The sequence below is a fragment of the Paenibacillus sp. FSL H3-0310 genome (genome assembly GCF_038002785.1).
GTDB lineage: Bacteria > Bacillota > Bacilli > Paenibacillales > Paenibacillaceae > Paenibacillus_AQ > Paenibacillus_AQ odorifer.
Window position 1 is genome coordinate 399,343 of record NZ_JBBODC010000002.1, and the last position, 21,308, is coordinate 420,650.

The following is a 21,308-nucleotide window of genomic DNA, read 5'->3' on the forward strand; positions in this document are numbered from 1 at the left end:
AAATAGATGTACTAAATACAGCTATATCCATTGAAGAGTTAACGGCAGGATTATAGTTGTACTAAATACAACTAAATATGTCTAACGACTGCTTCCACTGCTTCCATCGACGCTCTACTCTAGAGGTTACATCAATCTGGCGTGCCACCCATCCGTTATTCCATGTGCTACTCCGTGCGTGATTCCATGTGTCACTCCATGCGTCATTTCATGTGATACTCCGTCCGTTAGTCCATGCGTCATTCCATATGCCACACCGTCGGTCATTCCATGCGTCACTCCGTACTCCACTCCAGGGAGTTAATTCGTATGGTTCAACCACTTTAACACGCTATCTACCTAATAAGTTATGCCTTTTTCAAGGACGATGAAGCATCCTCTACTGAAGGCACACCCTTGCGCAAACCCCAGGAAATTATCAGCGACAAAACAGCGAAAACTGCCATTACGATAAATAATGAATGAAGACCACCTTCAAGGGCATCACGCAGACTGTTTGATACTTCCCCAGACAGGTTGGTTCCTGCATGTGATCCAAGCAGCTTATTAATATCATCTCCTGAGATGTTCGAATCTGGTTGTTTTCTTAACAGCTTATCAATATTCAAGTTCAGCCAGGAGCCAAAAATAGCCACCCCAACAGTCTGTCCTAAAGAACGCGTGAACGCATTAAGCGCTGTAGATGCTCCCCGTTGCTCATACGCAACAGAGGACTGCGCGATAATCGTAAAGACTGTAGAAGAATACCCAAAGCCAACTCCACAGACCAGCATCAAGCTTAAGAGCAGCAGCTGTGAAGACTCCCCTGTTAAGAAAGCCAGGCCAATAGCCCCCGCAGCGATCATAATCAACCCAAGCATTGCGGTTCGACGCGAACCCGCTTTTAGAATCATCCGCCCTCCGGCGATCGAACCAAACATCCAGCCTACCGACATCGGCGCCAGTAGCAAACCTGAGATGGCGGCGCTTTTTCCGGATACACCCTGCACCCATAATGGCACATACGTAGAAAGCCCAATAATTAATGTGCTTACCAGCAGGTTAGCGCCTGTAGATACTGCGATATTGCGGTTCGAGAATAGACCCAGCGGCAACATAGGTTCAGGAGCACGACGCTCCACAAAGAAAAATAAGACTAGCAGGATAACAGCCACACTTAGAGTTGCGATTAGCAGTGGGGATGTCCACTCCAGATTCTGTCCTCCTGTGGAGAGACCGAAGAGTAATGCGCCCATACCAGCAGCGAACAGCAGCACACCTGCCACATCAATTTGTGCTTTCCGGCGTACCTTTTCTTCCTTCAAATAACGGGCAATAAATACCATTGCTAGTAAACCAAACGGCAGATTAAAGACAAATACCCAGCGCCAGCTTAGGTAATCTACAACATATCCTCCAAGAAGAGGGCCTACCAAAGAGGAAATCCCCCATACAGAGCTAAGTAATCCTTGTGTCTTCGCTCTCTCTTCAATACTGTAAATATCCCCGATAATGGTAAAGGTCATTGGAATGAGCGCACCCGCGCCAATCCCCTGTATTGCCCGGAACAGGATCAGCTGTTCCATACTTTGCGAAATACCGCATAATAATGAGCCTAATAAAAAAACAGCTGCCCCCCACATGAACACCGGCTTGCGTCCAAAGAGGTCACTGATTTTGCCGAAAATAGGAGTAGTAATAGCCATTGCCAGCAAATAAGAAGTGAATATCCAGCTAAGCCACTGCATTCCCTGAAATTCACCTACGATAGCTGGACCCGCTGGTCCTGTTACCGTTCCTTCAATCGCAGCCAAAAAGGTAGCTAGCAGCACCCCTATCAGTATTAATTTACGTTCTAAATCCCCTGTTGACTTCAATGTTCCAAACCCTCTCTTTATGTAATCAAATCATTGCCATTCCCCACGCAGAAGCGCATGTAGAGTCACATCCTGAAAGCCGGAAGGGGTCTGACGATATTGACGCAGTATACCTTCCTTCTGAAAGCCGAGCGTTTGAACCAGCCTCTCCGCACGATTATTATCAGGATGACACAGCGCTTCTATCCGATTCAGCCCCATCCTATTGAAGCCGAAGTTGAGCACTAAACCAAGCGCTTCTTTCATATATCCAAGCCCCCAAAAGGCAGGCGCCAGATCGCAGCCAATTTCCCCGCGGTAAGCTCCCTGTAACTGCCAATAGTTATACCCGCAGCTCCCTATAACTTCACCTCCGGGTCCTACAATACTCCAGCGTAAGCTGTCCTCTTCCTGAGCCATCTGTGATAAAAATGCAATCAGTTGCTCAGTCTCTTCGATAGAGGATAATGCTGGAGCCCCCAGCCAGCGGGTGACCTCTGGATGAGACCAGATCTGATACAATGCTGAAGCATGTTCAGTAGTCATAGCACACAGCTTCACTCTACTGCCGACCAGTGTGGGTATCACTCCATTGCAGTTATACAAGTCTCTGCCCCCCTTCAACTTATCAATTATACATCATTCAAGAGTATATCCTTAAGATAAAAGTTCTAAATTCTTTAACATTGAAAAGAACAAATTCTGCGCGTTAACGTAAAAAGACGTCTGCAGCAGGGAGCAAACACTCCCTAAATGCAGACGTCTTTTTATTAAACTTAACTACAATGATTTCATTCCGCTTCATGAATAACTTCACTGCATAACACCTGAAGTTTGGCTCGAATATCCTTGAACTCTTCAATTCCAGTCCCCGTAATACTGTACCCTTCGGTATGGGCAGTCAGAAAGTTGTCCAGTGTCAGCTTTTCCAATTCCTGTTTCACTTCGCGTTCTCCTACACGATACCCCAGATCTTCAAGTCCGAGCAGCATCTCTGAGATCGTCACATCTTTATCCCGTGCACAATAAAGCATATGAATTCCTATGAACAAGTTCTGTACATCAGCGCGCATATTCCACCTCTTCCGGCTATATAGCCTTCGGTATTTATACTAGCATTACCCTCTGACCGATCCCCGGAAACATTATTGTGGCTGTTCCGCATTTCATGGACTTCATGGAAGATTCCATATTGTTACAGATTGGTATTGTCGCTTGACGTATCATGTCTAGCTGTACTATGTTGATAATTACAGTTATGAGTTCATATTTGAATTTAAAGTACAGGAAGGTGATGCTTCATGTTTCAAGCTATGCCTTACGATGGAACACGCAACGAGCAGTTTGAAGCGGTTCTAATCCAACTAGAAGCATTAGTAAAGGACGAACCAAGTGCAACGGCCAACCTGGCCAATGCTTCGGCACTGCTTAAACACGCTATGCCGGATACGAATTGGGCCGGTTTTTATTTATTTGATGGCAAGGAGCTTGTGCTCGGGCCTTTCCAAGGTCTTCCTGCCTGCATCCGCATCCCGTTGTCTCGTGGAGTCTGCGGAACGGCTGCTGCGGAACGACGCACGTTAGTAGTTGGAGATGTGCATGCATTCCCGGGACATATCGCCTGTGACGCCGCTTCAAACAGCGAAATTGTTGTCCCGCTGATCAAGGATGATCGTTTGCTTGGCGTACTCGATATCGACAGTCCGCTGAAAGATCGTTTTGATGATGAGGAACGCCGGTTCCTGGAGCGGTTCGCAGCCCTGGTATCGGAAGTTATCTAAAGCAGCTCTGCCCTATAGAGCATAAGAAATAGGCTGTCTCATTTGTAGGAATCTCCTACTTATAAGACAGCCTATTCTTGTTGAGCCTATAGCCGTACCGGACTGATATTCCAAATCTCCGCGGCGTAGCGGCTAATCGTGTTATCACTTGAGAATTTACCGGAATGACCAATATTTATAATAGACTTTTTCAGCCACTCCTGACGGTTGCGGTATGCCCGGTCAATCTCGACATGAGTCTCGACATAACTTGCGAAATCCTTAAGCACAAAGAATTCATCGTTATTATCCAAAAGAGAATGGAAAATGGTCTCAAACTCCGCACCATGACAGCATATAGGTCCCGGATTAACCAACTGATCCAATACTTCCTTCACACGGCTATCCCCATTGTAGATATCACGTGCGTGATAGCCGCCATGCTGATAATAATCCATTACCTGCTCAGCACGAAGACCGAACAGGAACATATTGTTGTCCCCTACCATCTCATGCATTTCCACGTTAGCGCCGTCCATCGTACCTACGGTTAATGCACCGTTCATCATAAACTTCATATTCCCCGTACCGGAAGCCTCTTTACTCGCTGTAGAAATCTGTTCACTAATATCCGCAGCAGGAATGATCTTCTCGGCCAAAGATACCGAATAATTCTCAAGGAAAAAGATACGGATCTTGCCTTTAACATCCGGATCTTTGTTGACAGCCTCCGCCACAGTATTGATCAGCTTGATAATTCGTTTCGCCAAATGATAGCTTGGTGCCGCCTTTGCTCCGAATATAAACGTGCGCGGTACCATATCCATCGAAGGATTATCTTTGATTTGGTTGTACATATGCAGAATATGCAAAATATTTAGCAGCTGCCGCTTATAAGCATGCAGGCGCTTCACCTGAACATCAAAGATAGAGTCGGGGTCTACATGTACTGAATGCTTGCTGTAAATGTATTCAGCCAACTTGAGCTTATTCCGCCGTTTAATGCTGGCTACTTGTTCCTGAAAGGAAGCATCCTCACAATATTTAATCAAGCCAATCATCTCTTGCGGATGGCTCATCCAGCGGGTTCCTATCGATTGATTGATAAGGTTAGCCAGATCCGGATTGGCATGCATCAGCCAACGCCGGTGAGTAATCCCATTCGTCTTATTATTGAAGCGGTGCGGGTACATTTCATTAAAGAGCCGCATTTCGCGTTTCATCAATATTTCTGTATGCAGCGCTGCTACCCCATTGACACTATGGCTCGCCACAATCGCCAGATGAGCCATGCGAACCTGATCGTCATGAATAATTGCCATCTGTGAAATCCGGTCCTGATCGCCGGGATAACGACTCATCAGCTCGCCGCAGAAGCGGGCATTAATCTCTTCAATGATAAGAAAAATACGTGGAAGCAAGTCCCTGACCATTTGAATAGGCCATTTCTCCAGGGCTTCGCTCAAGATCGTATGATTTGTATAGGACACCATACGAGTTGTAATACTCCACGCCTCATCCCATCCTAATCCATGTACATCCATCAGAATCCGCAGCAATTCAGGAATTACAAGCGTCGGATGTGTATCATTGATATGAAGCGCAACCTTGTCGGGCAGCGATTGTATAGGGAGTCCAAGCTTTCCAAAGGTTCGCAGAATACTTTGCAGGCCAGCGCTGCAGAGGAAGTATTGCTGCTTCAACCGCAACAGCTTGCCTTCGTATTGAGAGTCATCCGGATACAGGAACTCCGAGATGGATTCTACGGAACGCTTATATTCCAGGAATTTATGATAGTCTGATCCGGCAAAAGAGCCAAAGGTTCTGGTAGGCTGGGTGATGGACTCCGCGCTCCAGTTGCGCAGTGTATTCACATGCCGCCGATCTGCACCAATGATAGGCACATCATACGGAACTGCACGAACGGCCTCATATTGACTATGCTCAAAGATAAGCCGCCCGTTCTCCTCCCGAGTCTCAATCACACCCCAGAACCTTACTTCTACCTGCTTGTCTTCACGACGCACTTCCCATACATTATCATTTTGCAGCCAGTAATCGGGCAGTTCCACCTGATACCCGTCAACGATTTTCTGCTCGAACAGGCCGTATTTATAACGTATGCCGCAACCATGCCCCGCATATTGCAGGGAGGCCAGTGAATCCAAGAAACAAGCAGCTAGACGTCCAAGTCCTCCATTGCCAAGCCCAGCGTCGGCTTCTACCTCCTCTATATCCTGCAGCGAGAAACCAAGATCGGCCAATCCCTCACGCACGACCTCCAGCACGCCCATATTCAGCAGATTGTTCCCCAGAAGTCTTCCGATCAGAAACTCCATAGAAAAATAGTATACCTGCTTATCCTTATCCGTCTTGTACTTTTGATTGGTATCCGCCCAATTTTTCCCGGCATTCTCGCGAATCATGTTGCCTAATATTTTATAGACATCAGCATTCGAGGCTTCCTCCAAAGGTTTGCCCAATTTACTGATGAGCGTCTCGCGAAACACCTGTTTGAAAGTTTCTTTATCGTTAAACAACAGCAGGTTCCTCCTGACAAAAGCTTTTTTTAGGGATGCATTAGACTATGCCTGTAGATCAGATAGGTTATACTGTTTCGTTTCATCTAATCCAGTTGGTTTATATTTTGCTGCTCTTGGCGATCACAAATGGACGTTTACTATCCCCGACGAGAATTCGATTCTTACTTAAATGTACGTCCTTATCCATGATCACATTCTCAATAACAGCATCTTCCTCTATAATGCACTTCTGCATAATTACAGAGTTGATGATCTTCGCTCCTTTACGTACCTGAACCCCACGAAAGATCACGCTGTTCTCCACCGTTCCAGCTATAATGCAGCCGTTAGCCACCAGTGAATTGCTGACATTTGCGCTCTCTAAATATCGGGTAGGAGCCTCATATTTAATCTTCGTCTGCACTGGACTTTCTTTGAACAGACTAAAGTAATTCTCCTGCTGAAGCAGCTCCAGACTATTCTTATAATAGCTTTCCAATGAATTAATTACGGCATGATAGCCATGATACTCATAAGCAGCGATTTTGAATTTATGGCGGTTTTTCTGGATCACATCACGGAAAAAGTAACTCTCCCCATGTGCAATGCAATGTTCCACCTGCTCCAGGAACAGTTTTTTCTCCATAATGAAGATATCGAGATATAAATTGGGATGATCCTTCTCATGATGGATATTGGTCACATTATTCTCTTCGTCCACTTCAATACGCTGGCATAACTCATGCTCTGGCTGTAATTGCTCTATTTTTTTGTATACTACTGTAACATCGGCACCCTTCTCCAAATGGTAGCTGTACAAGTCCTGGAGATCGATAGTATTAATATGCTGGCTGCCGGAAAACACAATATATTTAGCAGATCCCCGTTTAAAAAGATCCAGATTATTATGATAATGCTGAAGGTCGCCAAGAGAAGTATCGGTGGGATCATTCCAGTCCGGAGGCAAAATAAATAGTCCCCCATGCTTGCGATTCATATCCCAAGATTTCCCGTCACCCAAATGGTCCATTAAAGAACGGTATTTACGGCGAACAAACAGGCCCACGCTCTCCAGATCCGCACGCATCATATTGGAAAGCACGAAATCTATCAACCGATAACGACTGGCAAAAGGTACGGCTGCACCACAGCGGAAATAAGTGAGTTCATTTAGTTTATCGAGTTCATGATCCAGATTAATTACACCCATGAGTTGCTTCATCGGAATCCACCGTCCTCTTATAATTTATAAGAAAGTATAAGTTTCACTATATACTTTATCCTTATAAATCTCGCATAAACGCTTACCGTCCCTAGAAGGACGCCGAAGGCGTTTTAGCTTGATTATATGGTTTTGGCCACAGCTGATTTACGTTTTTTGCTTTTATTGTCGATCAGCAGAATTTCGTTCTCGTTCTCCCGCTCGATGCCTATTTCCATATAATCGTCGATTACCGTATTTTCACTAATAATCGCTTTATGAATGCGTACGTTCTTACCAATCTTAACCTTAGGCATAATTACGGAGTCCGTAATCACACTGCCTTCACCTACTTCTACGCCATAAAAAAGAACCGAGTGCTTCACTTCACCATGCACAATGCAGCCTTCATTAATAATGCATCCTGACACTTTCGCCCCAGGTGCGACATATTGAGCAGGTTGATTCGGATTGCGTGTAAATATGCGCCAGCTGGGATCATTTAGATTAAGCGGTGGATTATCGCTCAGTAAATCCATATTCGCTTCCCACAGGCTTGCTACCGTACCAACGTCTCTCCAATACCCTTCAAAAGGGTACGCAAATAAAGAGTTCCCGTCTTCCAGCATCAAAGGAATGATATCCTTACCAAAATCGTGAGATGACCCTATATTCTCTCCGTCCTCCAGTAAATGCTTGCGGAGAATTTCCCATTTAAAGATGTACACACCCATAGAAGCTAGCGTGCTTTTTGGCTGTGCAGGCTTCTCTTCAAATTCGTAAATTTTCAGATCGTCCTCCGTATTTAAGATTCCAAATCGACTTGCTTCCTCCAGCGGAACGTCAATCACAGAAATCGTGCAATCTGCATTTCTCTCCTTGTGGTATTGCAGCATAGCATGATAATCCATTTTATAAATGTGATCACCGGATAGAATAAGAACATGCTCGGGGTCGAACTGATCTACAAATTTAAGATTTCGATAAATCGCATCGGCTGTTCCCCGATACCAGCTGCTTCCATTCTCACGTTCATGCGGTGGCAATACGAATACTCCACCATTCTTACGGTTCAAATCCCAATCACTGCCTACTCCGATGTAAGAATGTAGTATAAGTGGCTCATACTGTGTCAATACACCGACAGTATCAATACCCGAGTTGGAGCAGTTACTTAAAGGAAAGTCGATGATCCGATAAGTGCCCCCAAAATAGACAGCGGGCTTGGCAAGCGATTTGGTTAAACCTTTCAATCTTTTGCCTTGGCCTCCAGCCAATAGCATGGCTACCATTTCTTTTTTCTTCATGGAAAAGCCTCCCTTGACTTATGGGTAATATAAAGTTCAGCAAACCTAGGATGAATGAACAGAATTCCAAAAAGAAGTGAATTAGAAAAGAAATACACCAGAAAGAAATGAGCCTTGATAGGAAGATGACAAAGTTGAAAAAACGAGGAAGGAAATTTTACACGTTCGGATGATCTAACCTAAAATAGGGAGAGCATTCTCCAAAATCAGGAGCCTGAATCAGGAGATTATCCTTATTGTAAAGTGTTCTATATTCTTCGTCAAAACCCTTTATCGCAATTCCGAAAATCCGGAATTTTTAACCCTGTTTGTCATTAAACACGTTAATATTCCTTATAACTAGATTAACCAATTTAAAGCCATGTGAAAGAAATTCACTCATTTATTCTAGAAAAAGAATCATTCGGTCTTCAGCAAACATTCAACCGGATATGGCATAATGAAGCTATCTATCACCGATTTGGAGGAACCTATGATGAAAGCAGTACAAGGAGTTCGACTTCTGCTCGTAGATGATGAGCCTCATATATTACAGTTCCTGGAGCTGGGTCTCCTTAACGAAGGTTTTGAAGTACGAACCGCGTCGGACGGGCTAAGCGCCATTTCGATTGCAGCTGAATTCAAGCCCCATGTAGCTATCCTGGATGTTATGATGCCGGGTATGGATGGATTCGAGGTATGTCACTATCTGCGCTCAGAAGAGACAGAGGTAGCTGTCATCATGCTTACTGCAAAAGACGAAGTGGATGATCGCGTAAAAGGACTATCTATTGGTGCTGACGACTATATGGTCAAGCCCTTCAGCTTTGATGAATTACTAGCGCGGATCCAAGCGCGGCTGCGGAATCAGTTTCCGGGGCTGCTAGGTGAGGTCCGCTGCGGTCCTTTCCGAATTGACAGTCGGCGAAAGGAAATTCGCTTCAGGGAGGAAGTACTTGAACTCTCCCCTACGGAATACGAGTTATTACAGTATCTCGTTATCAATCACGGCCTTGTACTCAGCAAGCCTATGATTCTTGATAAAGTGTGGGGCTATGATTTTGGCGGTGAGGAAAATATTGTTGAGGTCTATATCCGTTCGCTTCGTGAGAAGCTCGGAGATAAGGAGCACCGTATTATCCGTACCCTGCGGGGCGCAGGCTACCGGGTGGATCTATGAGCACTCCCATCTTCAGATGGCTTCGCAGACTGCCTGCACCACGTTCCTTGCGTAAACAGCTGCTTGCCACATCGCTGCTTATTCTATCAGGATTGCTGCTGCTAATTGGAGTCTTACAATATATCCTTATGCGAGATTTTATATACAGCAATAGAGCCGAGTCTATGGAAGCGCAAATACGTTCTGTCCCCCGTGAGATGTTTTTTAACTTTTTTAATTCCTATGACGAGGACAGCACAGGCATAAATGACACGAACAACGAGTTTAACAGCAATTTCCCGTTGGAAAGAGAAGACATGAATAAAATGCCAAGTGGGCTGCGAACTGGCGAGAACCGGCGTCCGCTTTTGCTTGATGCCCATACAACTCTCGCCATGTACAGCTCGGATGGCACCTTCAGGGATTTACAGCAATTAACCCTCTCAGATATAGCAGCACCCAGGCTGACCAATGAGCAATACGATGCGCTGCTGATTCACACCACGGATAGGGCAACAGGAAATTACAAGCTCATCCAAGCTGAAGACGGAACTGAACATCTAGCCATATTCATGAATCTTTATAGGCCTGGAAATACTAGATTGCTGCTGCAAATGAGTGTGAGCACGGGGCCATTGACGGATGTGATAATGCAGCAGCTGCTGATCTACGCAGGTTTGTCAGTGATTGCTTTATTGACTGGATTATTCCTATACTTGCCGGCCCTGCGAAAGACGTTAGTTCCTCTATCTAATATGGGAGAATCGGCTGAGATCATTAATGCCGGTAATTTGGACATTCGGTTTCCAGTTGACCAAGGACAGGCCGAGATCGACAAGCTTGCTCATTCATTCAATGGTATGCTCGAACGTCTCGAAATATCCTTTCATAATGAACGGGAGGCCAAGGAGCAGATGCGCAGGTTCGCTGCCGATGCTTCCCACGAGCTTAGAACTCCGCTTACCTCAATACACGGTTTTCTTGAGGTCTTGCTGCGGGGCGCCGCCGATAATAAAGAACAGTTATATAACTCGTTGCGGAGCATGCATGGTGAATCGAAACGGATCAATAAGCTGGTCGAGGATCTGCTACTGCTCGCTCGGATGGACGGAGCTCCACAACTGCAGATGACTGATCTGATTCTCAGCGAGGTAATTCACGAAATGAAGCCGCATCTGCTTTTGCTCGCAGATCAACGTAAAGTTACTTTTGATATCTCCTATGGCATCCGTGGTAAATATGATCCCTATAAGCTCAAGCAGGTGATTCTGAATCTGTTCCACAATGCAGTTCAGCATACCAATGCCACGACAGGGAGCATTCATCTCTCTTTACAAGCGGAAGGAAATCAGGCTCTATTAAGCGTGCGGGATAATGGCTACGGAATTCCCGGAGAGCACATCCCACATATCTTTGATCGATTCTACCGCAGTGACTCCTCTCGTACACGTAAATACGGCGGATCAGGGTTAGGCCTCTCCATTACAAAATCTATTGTCGAGGCACATCACGGCAAGATTAGTGTAAATAGCACCGTTGGGGAGGGCACAACGTTTACGGTTAGTCTGCCTTGCGAGGAAGGATTAGCCAAGGAAGAGTAACAACCGTTATAATTAAGAGGAACTGGAGCGTCGCTCCACAAAACTTAAGCGTATGCTTTCGAAGTGAGTTTTGCTTCACAAAACCAAGCGTATGATTTCGTTGCCAGTTTTGCTATGTAGTCCATTCTAAGGAGCATCGCTCCACAAAACTTTTAGGAGGTAAATACATGTACGAAATCGCCGTAATTGGCGCCGGTCCTGCCGGTGCAAGCGCAGCCCTGTTCGCCGCCAAGGCGGGCAAAAAAACGCTGCTGATCGACAACGATAAGGGCATGACCCGCAGAGGTTGGTTTGAGAACTTTTATGGAATTTCCGAAGTAGGTGGTCCTGAGCTGGTCGAAACCGGGCATAAGCAAGCCGTTAAATTTGGCGCTGAGCTGGTTTCCGAACAGGCTATCAACCTCACCTCCAGCGGCAATGGTTTTGTCATTGAAACTGAAGATGGAATTATCTATGAAGCAAAACATGTCATTCTTGCCACAGGCGCCCTTACAGATCTAGCTGCCAAAGCTGGTGTGGAGACTAAGGATGGTACAGAGCCAAGAATCAAAACTGTAGTAGCCGTTGATGCTGAAGGCAAAACGAATATCGCAGGTATTTGGGCTGCTGGTACTGTTGCTGGAGTAAGTGTACATGCCATTATTACCGCAGGCGATGGTGCGAAGGTAGCTATTAATGTAATTAGCGAGTTAAATGGTGCGCGTTACGTTGATCATGATGTGCTGAAAGCTTAATCTATACTCAAAACATAAATCCGGAGGATGATTCTTAGGAATCGGTCTTTCGGATTTTTTCGTCACCCAGGAGAAACAAGTTACGAAATTTAAAAATAACTGCACTTGATGCAGCTATTTCATACAATAACACCCACACGGCTGTTTTAAGTGTATTTTATGCAACTAAAAACAGGCTAACTGAGCATTCTAGCTAAAATGTAAAGATATAGATGTATCAAGTGCAACTAAATCGATTTGCAGCTGTCCCCCATACTTTTAATTGTATAAAGTACACTTATTTGCTCGTCCCTCACCGTCCTTTGAACACCACACGCAAAAAAACTGCTTCAAAACCTCATCCCACCACCGAAGCCGATGTTATGATCGTTTGAAACAGTTTCTCTCCCTCAACTGTGTATACTCCAATGCAAGGAATCCACTTCTTCTTCTCTTCCCTTAAGACTAGCAGCCAGCTCCTGCAAATACGGAACCAATAATGGGCGCAAATCCTCCCGCATCAAACCTACCTCCAGCGTGGCTTTAATGTAACCAAATTTATCACCAATATCATAACGTTTGCCGATTAAATCCAGCGCCAGCAATCCTTCTTGCCGGCATACCTCGTGCAAAGCATCCGTCAGTTGATATTCACCGCCCGCTCCACGTTCGAGGTTAGCCAGTACTGAGAATATCGAAGGCTCCAAAATGTATCGCCCCATAATGGCGTATTCTGAAGGTGCTGTTTCAGGCGAGGGCTTCTCTACCAATCCTTTTACTTCATGAACTCCATTTAGTGAGCCGCTGGAAGCTATAATCCCATATTTGTTAACCTCCTGCCGTGGCACCTGCTGCACACCGACGATAGTCTGCTCCTCTTGCTCATACAATCTCATCATCTGCAGCAGCGCCGGGTCCTCCGAAACCATAATATCGTCACCAAGCAAAACAGCAAAAGGTTCATCACCGATAAATTGTTCCGCACAAAGGATGGCATGGCCTAGTCCCAGCGGCTCTTTTTGCCTAATGTAATGGATGCTCGCTAGCTCACTGATTAGCTGGACTTCACGAAGTAGATCCTCTTTCCCTTTTTCCAAAAGCGTCTGCTCCAGCTCCACCGATTTATCAAAATGATCTTCAATCGACTTCTTATTGCGGCCGGTCACGATGATAATACTTTCAATACCAGAGCGGACGGCTTCTTCTACGATATATTGAATCGCTGGTTTATCCACAATGGGCAGCATTTCTTTTGGCTGAGCCTTAGTGGCAGGCAGGAAACGAGTGCCTAAGCCCGCGGCGGGAATGACAGCTTTTCTAATCTTCATCATGAATCCCTCCCTTGCAGTTTATTTACGGAGATGGGTCACAGGGTGCTCACGAATGTTCTTTTGCTGCCCCTTACCTTCATAGAACTCTTGGACAATATAAAGCGGACGTCCCTTAGTTTCGTCATAAATCCGGCCGACATATTCACCTAGTATTCCTAGCATAATGAGTACAAATCCGTTGAAGGTCAGCGTAATTCCAATCATCGAAGCCCAGCCCTTAACAACTGAGTCTGTAAAAATCACCAGGTACAAAACATACATAAGGTACAGAAAACCAGAAGCCGACAGCAGTGCGCCCAAATATCCTGCCAGCTTCAGCGGCTTATAGGAAAAGGAGGTGATTCCGTCCAAAGAGAGCTTGATCATACGTTTTAGTGGATATTTAGTTTCCCCCGCCAGACGTTCATCCCGTTCATATTCAATCGCCTTCTGACGGAAACCAACCCAGCTGACCAGTCCGCGCACGAAACGGTTTTTCTCCGGTAGACGTTTGAGCTCTTCGCAGACCCTACGATCTATAAGCCGAAAATCACCCGTATCCACAGGGATAGAAATATCGGTTGAATAACGCAGAATTCTATAAAAGAGGCTGGCCGTCCACTTTTTGAATAGGGATTCACCGTTTCGCTTCACCCGCTTAGCATATACAACTTCATACCCCTTCTTCCATTCCGCAATCATGTCCAAGATCAGCTCAGGCGGGTCTTGCAAATCAGCATCAATAATGACAACTGCATCCCCAAGGGCATAGTCCATTCCGGCAGTAATAGCGATCTGATGTCCAAAGTTACGTGACAAATCGATCAGCTTCACACTCTCATCCCAGTAGCTATATTCCTCGATCATCTGGGCACAGTTGTCGGTGCTGCCGTCATTCACGAAGATCAGCTCATACACTTCCTCCGTCATTGCCATCACTTTTTTAATACGGCGATACGTTTCCTGAATGACTGCCTCTTCATTAAACATCGGTATAATAATGGAATAGCGCACGTTGATACTCATGAGCAGCTCCTCCTTTAATTTAAATGCTGAAGCGTGCCTGCAAATGTATTAGCACGCTTCGTACTCTAAAACACTGAACTAGTTAACTGTAACTTTGTATAACGTTCCGCTGTTGCCAGCGTCATTTCCTGCCCAATCCGCTGCTGGAACCTCTGTGCCATTGTCGGTAATCCAGGTAGAGAGCGTAGAATTCCCTCCACGTCCACCACCCATACCGCCGCTGCTCAGCAGGAAGTATTTCACCTTTCCACTCTTTACTAACGCCTTTAGGGTATCTGTGGTATATACTGTGTCCGAATTGGAAAAACCGTTCAGAATAACAACCGATGCCCCCTTATCGACGATATAAGGAGCTGCTGTGCCATAATCCAATACGGCAAACAGATAAGGCTCCCCGGTATTATTTTCCTCCAGATAGGACAACAGACTCTCATTCGCACTTGTGGCGCTATTACGTCCAAAGTTGCTAGAATTGCCGCCCATTCCTCCTCTGCCCTCACTGCTGCCTGGTCCTGCTTCAGGGGTTTGACTGTTCAGGCCATAAGTAATTGGGGTAGCTGCCCAGTAGAGCGGGCCAATTAACAATACTAGTACAGCAACAATACTTGCCGAGAAAACAAATGGCTTCTGCTTGCCTTTAAGAACGACCAGCACCAAAGAAACAACTATACCGGCAGCCAGAATGCCAATCGACCAGCCCCTGCCAATCGTATCGTCATAAGGATGAATAATGTACCATTGAAAAACTGCTGTAACCAGCGTCGCAACTGGCAATAGCCATGACAGCCAACCAGAGTGCTCACGATACAGACTCCAGAGCTTTGACCAGCCTGCACCGACCAGCGCGGCTATCGGCGGAGCCATCATCACCAGATAATATTGATGGAAGAATCCCGCAATACTGAAGAATCCCATCACCGGCACCAGCCATGCTAACCAGAATAGAGCTTCTTTATGCCCTTGCGTAAAGTTCCTTCTCCGCAGATTAGCGAATAATCCAATACAACCAAACAATACAAAAGGCAGCATCCAGCTTGCCTGACCTGACAGCTCTGATTGGAACAGGCGCAGTGGACCTGCGGTTCCAGTATTGAACATTCCACCTCCGCCGCCATTCATGCCGCCGCGTTGTCCTTGACCCCCACCTTCACCACCAAATTGCCGGTTTTGATTATCTGTTCCACCGCCGGGTGGTTGCCCTGGAGAACCTCCATCATCGGCGCCATTTTGACTGTCTGAGGTTGAATTCATACCTTGCCGACCCGAAAATGATCCACGTCCGCTATCCGTACCATTTTCAGCATCTGCCCCGTTCATAGCGGGTCTTTCACCGTTCATAGCTGGCATCTCGCCATTCATGTTCGGCATCTCACCACCATTCATTGAAGGCATTCCACCTCCGCCACCACCTGTCCCCCGATCACCCGTCAATCGGGCGACACCATTATAACCAAAGGCAAGATTGAGCACGGAGTTAGTACCGCTGCTGCCGATATAAGGTCGTTTACTAGCGGGAATCGAATCCACTATCACTGCCCAGGATAACGAGACCACGAGTAATATAGCTGTCGAGGCCGCTAATACTCCGGTTTTTCGCTTCCAGTTCACTTTCGCAGCCAAGACATAAAAGAGATAAAAAGCCGGCAATACCATATAAGCCTGCAACATCTTCTCATTAAACCCAACACCGATTAAAGCGAATGCGGCAAGGAGACTGCCCAGCTTATTACTCTTCGTTCCTTTAAATAAAAACCAAACCGCCAACAGTAACGTGAATACTAACAAAGCATCAATGTTATTCGTCCGGCTAACAGCCGCCGCTACTGGAGTTGTTGCCATGGCCAGCGCTGCTAAACGAGCTGCTGCTTTACCAAAGGTAGGTTTTACCAGAAGGTATACGAGCAACACGGAGCCCACGCCCCCAAGCGCCTGAGGTAAAATTACACTCCAGCCATGCAGCCCGAAAATGAGTGCGCTAAGAGTCTGAATCCAAAAGGTGACCGGTGGTTTATCCACCGTGACTGAACCTGCAGAGTCGAGTGAAGCGAAGAAGAAATTATGAAAGTTTTGCAGCATACTTCCCACGGCAGTGGTGTAGTATGTATTCACATAGTGGTCATTCCAAACTCCATAACCGTACAAAAAAGCAGCGAGTATTAAAATGAGCCACAGTATAAGATCCGAGCTTATTTTTCTAGCAAAACTCATCTCCATTTCACTCCTATCCCTTGATCATTCTATATGCCGGCAGTTCTGTAACTCCGGCCCAAGCTTTCCGTAGGTGTATTATTTCATCCATACCTTAACTCTCAATGAGTGCAAGCTGAATGTTTGCTGAATAAATGAGGCTGCCGGAACGCAAAAAAGACCCCACAATGTGGAGCCTTTCGGTACCCTGTTCAATCCAAACTATGTTATTCCATCTTGCCTATGGCAACAAGCTTATTCACCGTGTTCCAGTTGCGTGCGGTAATGGGCATCCCGAGTATTTTGTCAAAAGGGACTTTAAAAAGCGATGATTGGCTCACACTGACCTCATATAATATATACATCTCTCTGCCGACAAAACGCACTTTATCCGGTCCATTCTCATAAGTGCACAGTTTATCCAATGCTTCCCCTGAAGGCTCGGCTGGTAAAAAAGTAACATACCATCTTTTGAATTCCTCTGGCTCGGACAGCTGAAAGGGATCGTTAGCGATCACATTCTCCATTTCTGCTAAAGTACGGATAATAACAGAGACCTCGAATCCAAAAACCTCATGAATCTGACGTTCAATGACTCCTCTAAGCAGGCTTACCGAACCTTCATCACTCTCAAAAACGACATTTCCACTCTGAATATACGTTCGTACATTTGCAAATCCAAGAGACTGAAACATCGCCTTCAGGTCCAACATTTTAATAATTTTGTTCCCGCCGACGTTAATTCCACGCAGCAGCGCTATATAGGTAGTCATAGAATACGCCTCCGTTTTTGTGCCATGATCAGCTTACCTCTGCGGCTAAGGTGTGTAGACGTTTACGAACTTCATTTACCAGCAGCTCCTTCTCTGGAGGCGAAAGCCCCTCCACCAGACGTGCGGCAGCGATCGGCAAAATCCAGCGGTCTACGTCCTCATAAGTGTGTCCTGATAATCTGAGATACTCTTGAATGTATCCCTTAGTTAATCTTTTTCTTATAAAACCTAACATTAATTTGGAGAAGGCCGAAGCTCCCGGAGGCATAGCTCCCAAACTGAACATCACTACGGAACGCGCAGCATCTCCAGCAGGTTCTCCCACTACACCCGTCATCCAGTCGATCACCCAGAGCTGTTCATCCATAAGCACATTGTCGGGATGAAAATCCCCATGACATAAACGAGTGCCTTCCGGCAGCTTCTCCAGATACTTCAAAATGACGGATTTTTCCTCTTCGCTCAGCATAGGGGCAACCATGATCTGACTTTTCAGCATATCCTTTTGCTGGCCGATTTCCTCTGTAGTTTCAAGCTTATGTAAATCACAATGAAGCCCCGCCATCAGCCTGGCATATTGGGTAACTTTCCAAGGCTTCTCACCCATCACCTTTAGTAAAGAGGGACCCTGAATTTGTTGAAAAACGATACCTTGTCGATTCTGTTCAGAAATAAGCTCAAAAGGCTGGGGGGTCCGAACACCCCGCGCATGTACAAACTGGCTGATTTTATATTCCCGGCTGACGTGTTGCTCTGCTATATCCTCCCGATACAATTTAAGAATCCTCTGATCGTCATGCTGCCAGATCTCCGCTGTTCTGCCTTCCCCAACAAGCTTGGCCTTCATTCGGTATCCTCCATTTAGTCCAGATTAATGCGGGTAAAATGCTCAACTACCGGAAATGGGTCGTAGTAATGGTGAAGGAGTGCTTTCCATTCCTGATATTGGCTGGATTCTCTAAAACCAACAGTGTGGTCTTCAAGCGTTCTCCACTTCACCAGCAACAGATACTTATGATCATCCTCCAAGCAATGTTGTAATTCATGGCCCATATAACCTTCTATCGAGGAGATTAAGCTTGATGCCTCCTTGAAGCTTTGCTCAAATTCAGTAGTCAAACCAGGCTTCACTTGCAGCATCGCAGCTTCCAAAATCACACTCATCATCTCCTAAAGTTATTAATTTAAAGCATCCCGGAAAAATTCATGATAGAAATTAATGATGACCAGCAGTATTGCTAGTGACTCGTTGACACTGCCTACCTCCAGCGAATGATTGGCATCATCGATTCTATACACCTTCAAATGATTCAGCCCACTAATTTCACCCGAATGCTCTTCACCAAATAAGGGGTCACTGCCACCATAAATTACAGTCCCCCGACTCCGCTGAATCAGCGGCACCGCCTCAGGCAACGGGGTGATATATAGATGAGACGTCTTCTTCTGTATTTCTAGCTCTTCAGCTATTCTACCTGCAATAACAGCTCCCATGCTTTTACTTATAAAAAGAAACCTCTTATAATCCGGCAGAGAAGCAATCACGGCTTTACATTCCTCAATGATAATACTCATTTCTTCACGCTTGAAATCCACCCTAGCACTCTGGTAACCATATTCTAAAAGCAGAACATCACAATTATGCTCCCGGGCAGCTTTAGCCGCATAATCCAGCAGAGAGCGATCAGCTGAATAATTTTTACCCGGAAAAATAACAGCCAGCGCTTTGGAACCTTGGGTGATATATTTATGTTTAACCTCTCTACCCCAATAAGAGGACATAATGATATTGCTAACGTTCATACATGTTTCCCCTCTTCTACTCCTTAGACGGATTTAAAATGTTTAAAGAAATCTATCGTTTCTTGCAAATCTGCCTCATCTTTATAGATACTCATTACTCGCCCAATTTCAAGCGCAAAATCTACATATCCATTCGGCTTAGCGGTAATGATTGTTCCATCGACAACGACGTTAGATACGCCAGATTCATTGTCCACATAAACCTTACCATCCAGTACTCCGGCTGCCTTAAGAATGGATACCCCACCGCAAATGCCCGCGATGACTTTGCCTGCTCCATTCAGGCTTCTGATTAAATCTAATAGAGCCTCCTGCCCTATTAAATTATCTGTTTCCCCACCAGGGATAATCAATAAATCTATGGTGCTAACGTCCACATTTTCAACCAATACGGATGGATTCACAGAAAAACCCTCGCAGGAGATTAACGCCTTATCTTCCAAACCTAAGGTATAAACCTCACCCTTTGTTTTCATAAAATAAGCTGCCAATGTAACCTCAAACTGCACAAAGCTATCATATATAAGAATATATGTATTCAATGATAGATCAGCTCCCCTGTTCTCAAAAAAAGTAATCTCTATTCTATGTATCTATCATTATAGCATCATCGCCCTCTCCTGAAACTTACGGACTCAGAGGACGCTAATCAATAACAACTATGCGCTCCGCTAAGATTCCGAATGTGGGATTTCACCTAATTACTCATAACAAAAAGGACACAAGCACCCCAACAGCCACCTTTTATGGCTCACGAGACACCTGTATCCTCCTATTTAGAGCTATTGCTGCGACTGCGGCGCTATCTGTTTATTTTTACCTCGGCTCACAACAATTTCAGCGCAAATCCATAATATCAACGGAATAATCACCTGGAAAGGAAAGGCGTATATTTTATAAATATGGTAAGAGAAATAGTACATTTCCATAATATCCTTGTACACAAAATCCGCAAAATAGATCATGAGTAGTCCCATCTGAAGCACAACGGAGCGGTAACTCTTGAGCTTGAATACTTTAGCTACTCCAATGCAAGATACGTAAAGGCATAAACTTCCTTTTATAAATGTTGTGATTACAAAAGCCACTGCCGATGACGCTTCAATTCGGGTCAAAAAATCTCCTACATTAATACGCCCTGCAGACACATAAGCCGGAAAATATAAACTAGACAAGACCTCAGGACCCAGCATCAATAGGTTCCGTAGTGTAGCCATAATAATAATTGCCCCAGCAATCGCTACGCCACCAAATAATACCTTCTTCGCTGAGCTCTTCTTCGATAAATTACCGAATACCCCCAGAAAGACTACAACCTCTGCAAATGGAAAAGAAAATGTGCCCAGCGTATCGTTAAATAATGGCTTCCAGCCTTTATCCAACAGCGGAAGTAGGTGATGATATTCCATTTTGGAAAAAGCTAAGGTGACAATGACTAGATTAACAAATATTGCGAACAGTAATAGAAGCTTAGAACTTCTCCCCAGCACTTCAATCCCAGCCTTAACTATCCATATACACAACAGTCCAAGACATGCCATAGGTGCTATCATTGGTGTTTCGGTTAAAGTAACGGATCTACTGAATTCTCCAAAAACCCTAAGAATTAGTGTCCCTAGATGAAAGGTATACCAAATATAGAGACAAGAAATGATTCGACCCAAGACGCCTCCAAACACGGTAATCAACATATCAAATAGATCCTTGCCTGGTAATAAGATGTGTAGTCTGGCATATATCAGCAGCAGTGGGACCACCAGTACCATGGCTAATAATACGGCGATCCAGTTACTGTTACCGGATTCTCCCGGCACACCCATAAATATTGAAGTCCCCATAATAAACAAGACAGCAATACTAATAGCATGCCCTGTTGATACGATCTCTTTGTTCATACTCTATTCTCCCTTTAGGCTTGTCCCCTAAAATAGCATCTTAATCCAGTGTTCTAGGTATGGTGAAGGACTAGGGAGTGACCATCTCATTGCCAATGCAAAAGCAATACAGAATGATACCAGACATAGTGCGGAAGAAACATAAAAATCCCGCTTCATCCCCTGTTTCCATAGACCATAAAGATCACTCAAAACAATTACCGCATAGATAAATATGACCACAACAACCAATTTTAT

General features: G+C 45.2%; 20 protein-coding genes. 4 read left to right on the top strand and 16 right to left on the bottom strand.

The annotated features are described in order from the left end of the window. Positions 1-126: 126 nt before the first annotated feature. The 4 genes from MHH63_RS21215 to MHH63_RS21230 form a co-directional block, all read right to left on the bottom strand. On the bottom strand, positions 127-279 hold the full coding sequence (locus MHH63_RS21215; RefSeq protein WP_341172085.1) for a hypothetical protein: 153 nt from the start codon (positions 277-279) through the stop codon (positions 127-129). Between the two features lie 68 nt (positions 280-347). Then, positions 348-1,856 (bottom strand): MDR family MFS transporter, encoded by a 1,509-nt coding sequence (locus MHH63_RS21220; RefSeq protein ID WP_341172086.1) that lies wholly within the window; start codon positions 1,854-1,856, stop codon positions 348-350. Between the two features lie 30 nt (positions 1,857-1,886). Next, positions 1,887-2,441 carry a GNAT family N-acetyltransferase gene (locus MHH63_RS21225; RefSeq protein ID WP_248549067.1) on the bottom strand — a complete coding sequence of 185 codons (555 nt, stop codon included), beginning with the start codon at positions 2,439-2,441 and terminating at the stop codon, positions 1,887-1,889. 185 nt (positions 2,442-2,626) lie between these two features. After that, entirely contained in the window at positions 2,627-2,908 is a 282-nt protein-coding gene (locus tag MHH63_RS21230; protein ID WP_036676794.1) for a hypothetical protein, read from the bottom strand. A gap of 228 nt (positions 2,909-3,136) precedes the next feature. On the opposite strand from MHH63_RS21230, the gene MHH63_RS21235 reads away from it, so the two are divergent. Beyond that, positions 3,137-3,616, top strand: a complete 480-nt coding sequence (locus MHH63_RS21235; RefSeq protein ID WP_036676791.1) for a GAF domain-containing protein — start codon at positions 3,137-3,139, stop codon at positions 3,614-3,616. A gap of 86 nt (positions 3,617-3,702) precedes the next feature. Here MHH63_RS21235 and MHH63_RS21240 read toward each other — a convergent pair whose 3' ends face one another. From MHH63_RS21240 to MHH63_RS21250, 3 genes are all read right to left on the bottom strand, one after another. Next, entirely contained in the window at positions 3,703-6,135 is a 2,433-nt protein-coding gene (locus tag MHH63_RS21240) for a glycogen/starch/alpha-glucan phosphorylase (protein WP_036676789.1), read from the bottom strand. Between the two features lie 100 nt (positions 6,136-6,235). Beyond that, positions 6,236-7,339 (bottom strand): glucose-1-phosphate adenylyltransferase subunit GlgD, encoded by a 1,104-nt coding sequence (gene glgD / locus MHH63_RS21245; RefSeq protein ID WP_036676786.1) that lies wholly within the window; start codon positions 7,337-7,339, stop codon positions 6,236-6,238. Between the two features lie 122 nt (positions 7,340-7,461). Then, positions 7,462-8,625 (bottom strand): glucose-1-phosphate adenylyltransferase, encoded by a 1,164-nt coding sequence (locus MHH63_RS21250; RefSeq protein WP_038568594.1) that lies wholly within the window; start codon positions 8,623-8,625, stop codon positions 7,462-7,464. 475 nt (positions 8,626-9,100) lie between these two features. Here MHH63_RS21250 and MHH63_RS21255 point away from each other — a divergent pair, with 475 nt between their 5' ends. From MHH63_RS21255 to MHH63_RS21265, 3 genes are all read left to right on the top strand, one after another. Then, entirely contained in the window at positions 9,101-9,784 is a 684-nt protein-coding gene (locus MHH63_RS21255; RefSeq protein ID WP_038568592.1) for a response regulator transcription factor, read from the top strand. Beyond that, on the top strand, positions 9,781-11,364 hold the full coding sequence (locus MHH63_RS21260; protein WP_076186276.1) for a sensor histidine kinase: 1,584 nt from the start codon (positions 9,781-9,783) through the stop codon (positions 11,362-11,364). The genes MHH63_RS21255 and MHH63_RS21260 overlap by 4 nt, the downstream gene beginning before the upstream one ends. Before the next feature lie 167 nt (positions 11,365-11,531). Further along, positions 11,532-12,098, top strand: coding sequence for an FAD-dependent oxidoreductase (locus tag MHH63_RS21265; protein ID WP_036676776.1), 567 nt, complete (start codon positions 11,532-11,534; stop codon positions 12,096-12,098). A 389-nt stretch (positions 12,099-12,487) separates the two neighbouring features. On the opposite strand, the gene galU is transcribed toward MHH63_RS21265, so the two are convergent. The 9 genes from galU to MHH63_RS21310 form a co-directional block, all read right to left on the bottom strand. Further along, positions 12,488-13,408, bottom strand: coding sequence for a UTP--glucose-1-phosphate uridylyltransferase GalU (galU, locus tag MHH63_RS21270; RefSeq protein WP_179089473.1), 921 nt, complete (start codon positions 13,406-13,408; stop codon positions 12,488-12,490). Between the two features lie 18 nt (positions 13,409-13,426). Further along, positions 13,427-14,413, bottom strand: coding sequence for a glycosyltransferase family 2 protein (locus tag MHH63_RS21275; protein WP_076138397.1), 987 nt, complete (start codon positions 14,411-14,413; stop codon positions 13,427-13,429). 78 nt (positions 14,414-14,491) lie between these two features. Next, complete coding sequence (locus tag MHH63_RS21280; protein ID WP_248549069.1) at positions 14,492-16,621, bottom strand: glycosyltransferase family 39 protein; 2,130 nt, start codon at positions 16,619-16,621, stop codon at positions 14,492-14,494. Between the two features lie 206 nt (positions 16,622-16,827). Beyond that, positions 16,828-17,373, bottom strand: a complete 546-nt coding sequence (locus tag MHH63_RS21285) for a DUF1697 domain-containing protein (RefSeq protein ID WP_076186269.1) — start codon at positions 17,371-17,373, stop codon at positions 16,828-16,830. A gap of 28 nt (positions 17,374-17,401) precedes the next feature. Further along, positions 17,402-18,220, bottom strand: coding sequence for a phosphotransferase family protein (locus MHH63_RS21290; RefSeq protein WP_248549070.1), 819 nt, complete (start codon positions 18,218-18,220; stop codon positions 17,402-17,404). A gap of 14 nt (positions 18,221-18,234) precedes the next feature. Further along, a complete protein-coding gene (locus MHH63_RS21295; RefSeq protein WP_036676767.1) occupies positions 18,235-18,531 on the bottom strand; it encodes an antibiotic biosynthesis monooxygenase family protein in 297 nt (98 codons plus the stop codon). Between the two features lie 21 nt (positions 18,532-18,552). Continuing rightward, positions 18,553-19,176 carry a hypothetical protein gene (locus tag MHH63_RS21300; RefSeq protein ID WP_076138393.1) on the bottom strand — a complete coding sequence of 208 codons (624 nt, stop codon included), beginning with the start codon at positions 19,174-19,176 and terminating at the stop codon, positions 18,553-18,555. 23 nt (positions 19,177-19,199) lie between these two features. Then, the gene (locus tag MHH63_RS21305) at positions 19,200-19,718 is read right to left on the bottom strand and encodes a DJ-1/PfpI family protein (protein ID WP_076186261.1); all 519 of its coding nucleotides are present in this window, start codon (positions 19,716-19,718) and stop codon (positions 19,200-19,202) included. Between the two features lie 240 nt (positions 19,719-19,958). Continuing rightward, positions 19,959-21,071: a GerAB/ArcD/ProY family transporter gene (locus MHH63_RS21310; protein WP_076303404.1), complete on the bottom strand. Its 1,113-nt coding sequence runs from the start codon at positions 21,069-21,071 to the stop codon at positions 19,959-19,961. Positions 21,072-21,308 lie beyond the last annotated feature (237 nt).

What these genes read in the sequence shown, in the direction of transcription:
- MHH63_RS21285 (WP_076186269.1), bottom strand. Translation starts at nt 17,373, where the DNA reads ATGACTACCTATATAGCGCTGCTGCGTGGAATTAACGTCGGCGGGAAC.
- MHH63_RS21235 (WP_036676791.1), top strand. Translation starts at nt 3,137, where the DNA reads ATGTTTCAAGCTATGCCTTACGATGGAACACGCAACGAGCAGTTTGAA.
- MHH63_RS21250 (WP_038568594.1), bottom strand. Translation starts at nt 8,625, where the DNA reads ATGAAGAAAAAAGAAATGGTAGCCATGCTATTGGCTGGAGGCCAAGGC.
- galU (WP_179089473.1), bottom strand. Translation starts at nt 13,408, where the DNA reads ATGATGAAGATTAGAAAAGCTGTCATTCCCGCCGCGGGCTTAGGCACT.
- MHH63_RS21300 (WP_076138393.1), bottom strand. Translation starts at nt 19,176, where the DNA reads ATGAACGTTAGCAATATCATTATGTCCTCTTATTGGGGTAGAGAGGTT.
- MHH63_RS21230 (WP_036676794.1), bottom strand. Translation starts at nt 2,908, where the DNA reads ATGCGCGCTGATGTACAGAACTTGTTCATAGGAATTCATATGCTTTAT.
- MHH63_RS21265 (WP_036676776.1), top strand. Translation starts at nt 11,532, where the DNA reads ATGTACGAAATCGCCGTAATTGGCGCCGGTCCTGCCGGTGCAAGCGCA.
- MHH63_RS21260 (WP_076186276.1), top strand. Translation starts at nt 9,781, where the DNA reads ATGAGCACTCCCATCTTCAGATGGCTTCGCAGACTGCCTGCACCACGT.
- MHH63_RS21280 (WP_248549069.1), bottom strand. Translation starts at nt 16,621, where the DNA reads ATGAGTTTTGCTAGAAAAATAAGCTCGGATCTTATACTGTGGCTCATT.
- MHH63_RS21290 (WP_248549070.1), bottom strand. Translation starts at nt 18,220, where the DNA reads ATGAAGGCCAAGCTTGTTGGGGAAGGCAGAACAGCGGAGATCTGGCAG.
- MHH63_RS21310 (WP_076303404.1), bottom strand. Translation starts at nt 21,071, where the DNA reads ATGAACAAAGAGATCGTATCAACAGGGCATGCTATTAGTATTGCTGTC.
- glgD (WP_036676786.1), bottom strand. Translation starts at nt 7,339, where the DNA reads ATGAAGCAACTCATGGGTGTAATTAATCTGGATCATGAACTCGATAAA.
- MHH63_RS21275 (WP_076138397.1), bottom strand. Translation starts at nt 14,413, where the DNA reads ATGAGTATCAACGTGCGCTATTCCATTATTATACCGATGTTTAATGAA.
- MHH63_RS21255 (WP_038568592.1), top strand. Translation starts at nt 9,101, where the DNA reads ATGAAAGCAGTACAAGGAGTTCGACTTCTGCTCGTAGATGATGAGCCT.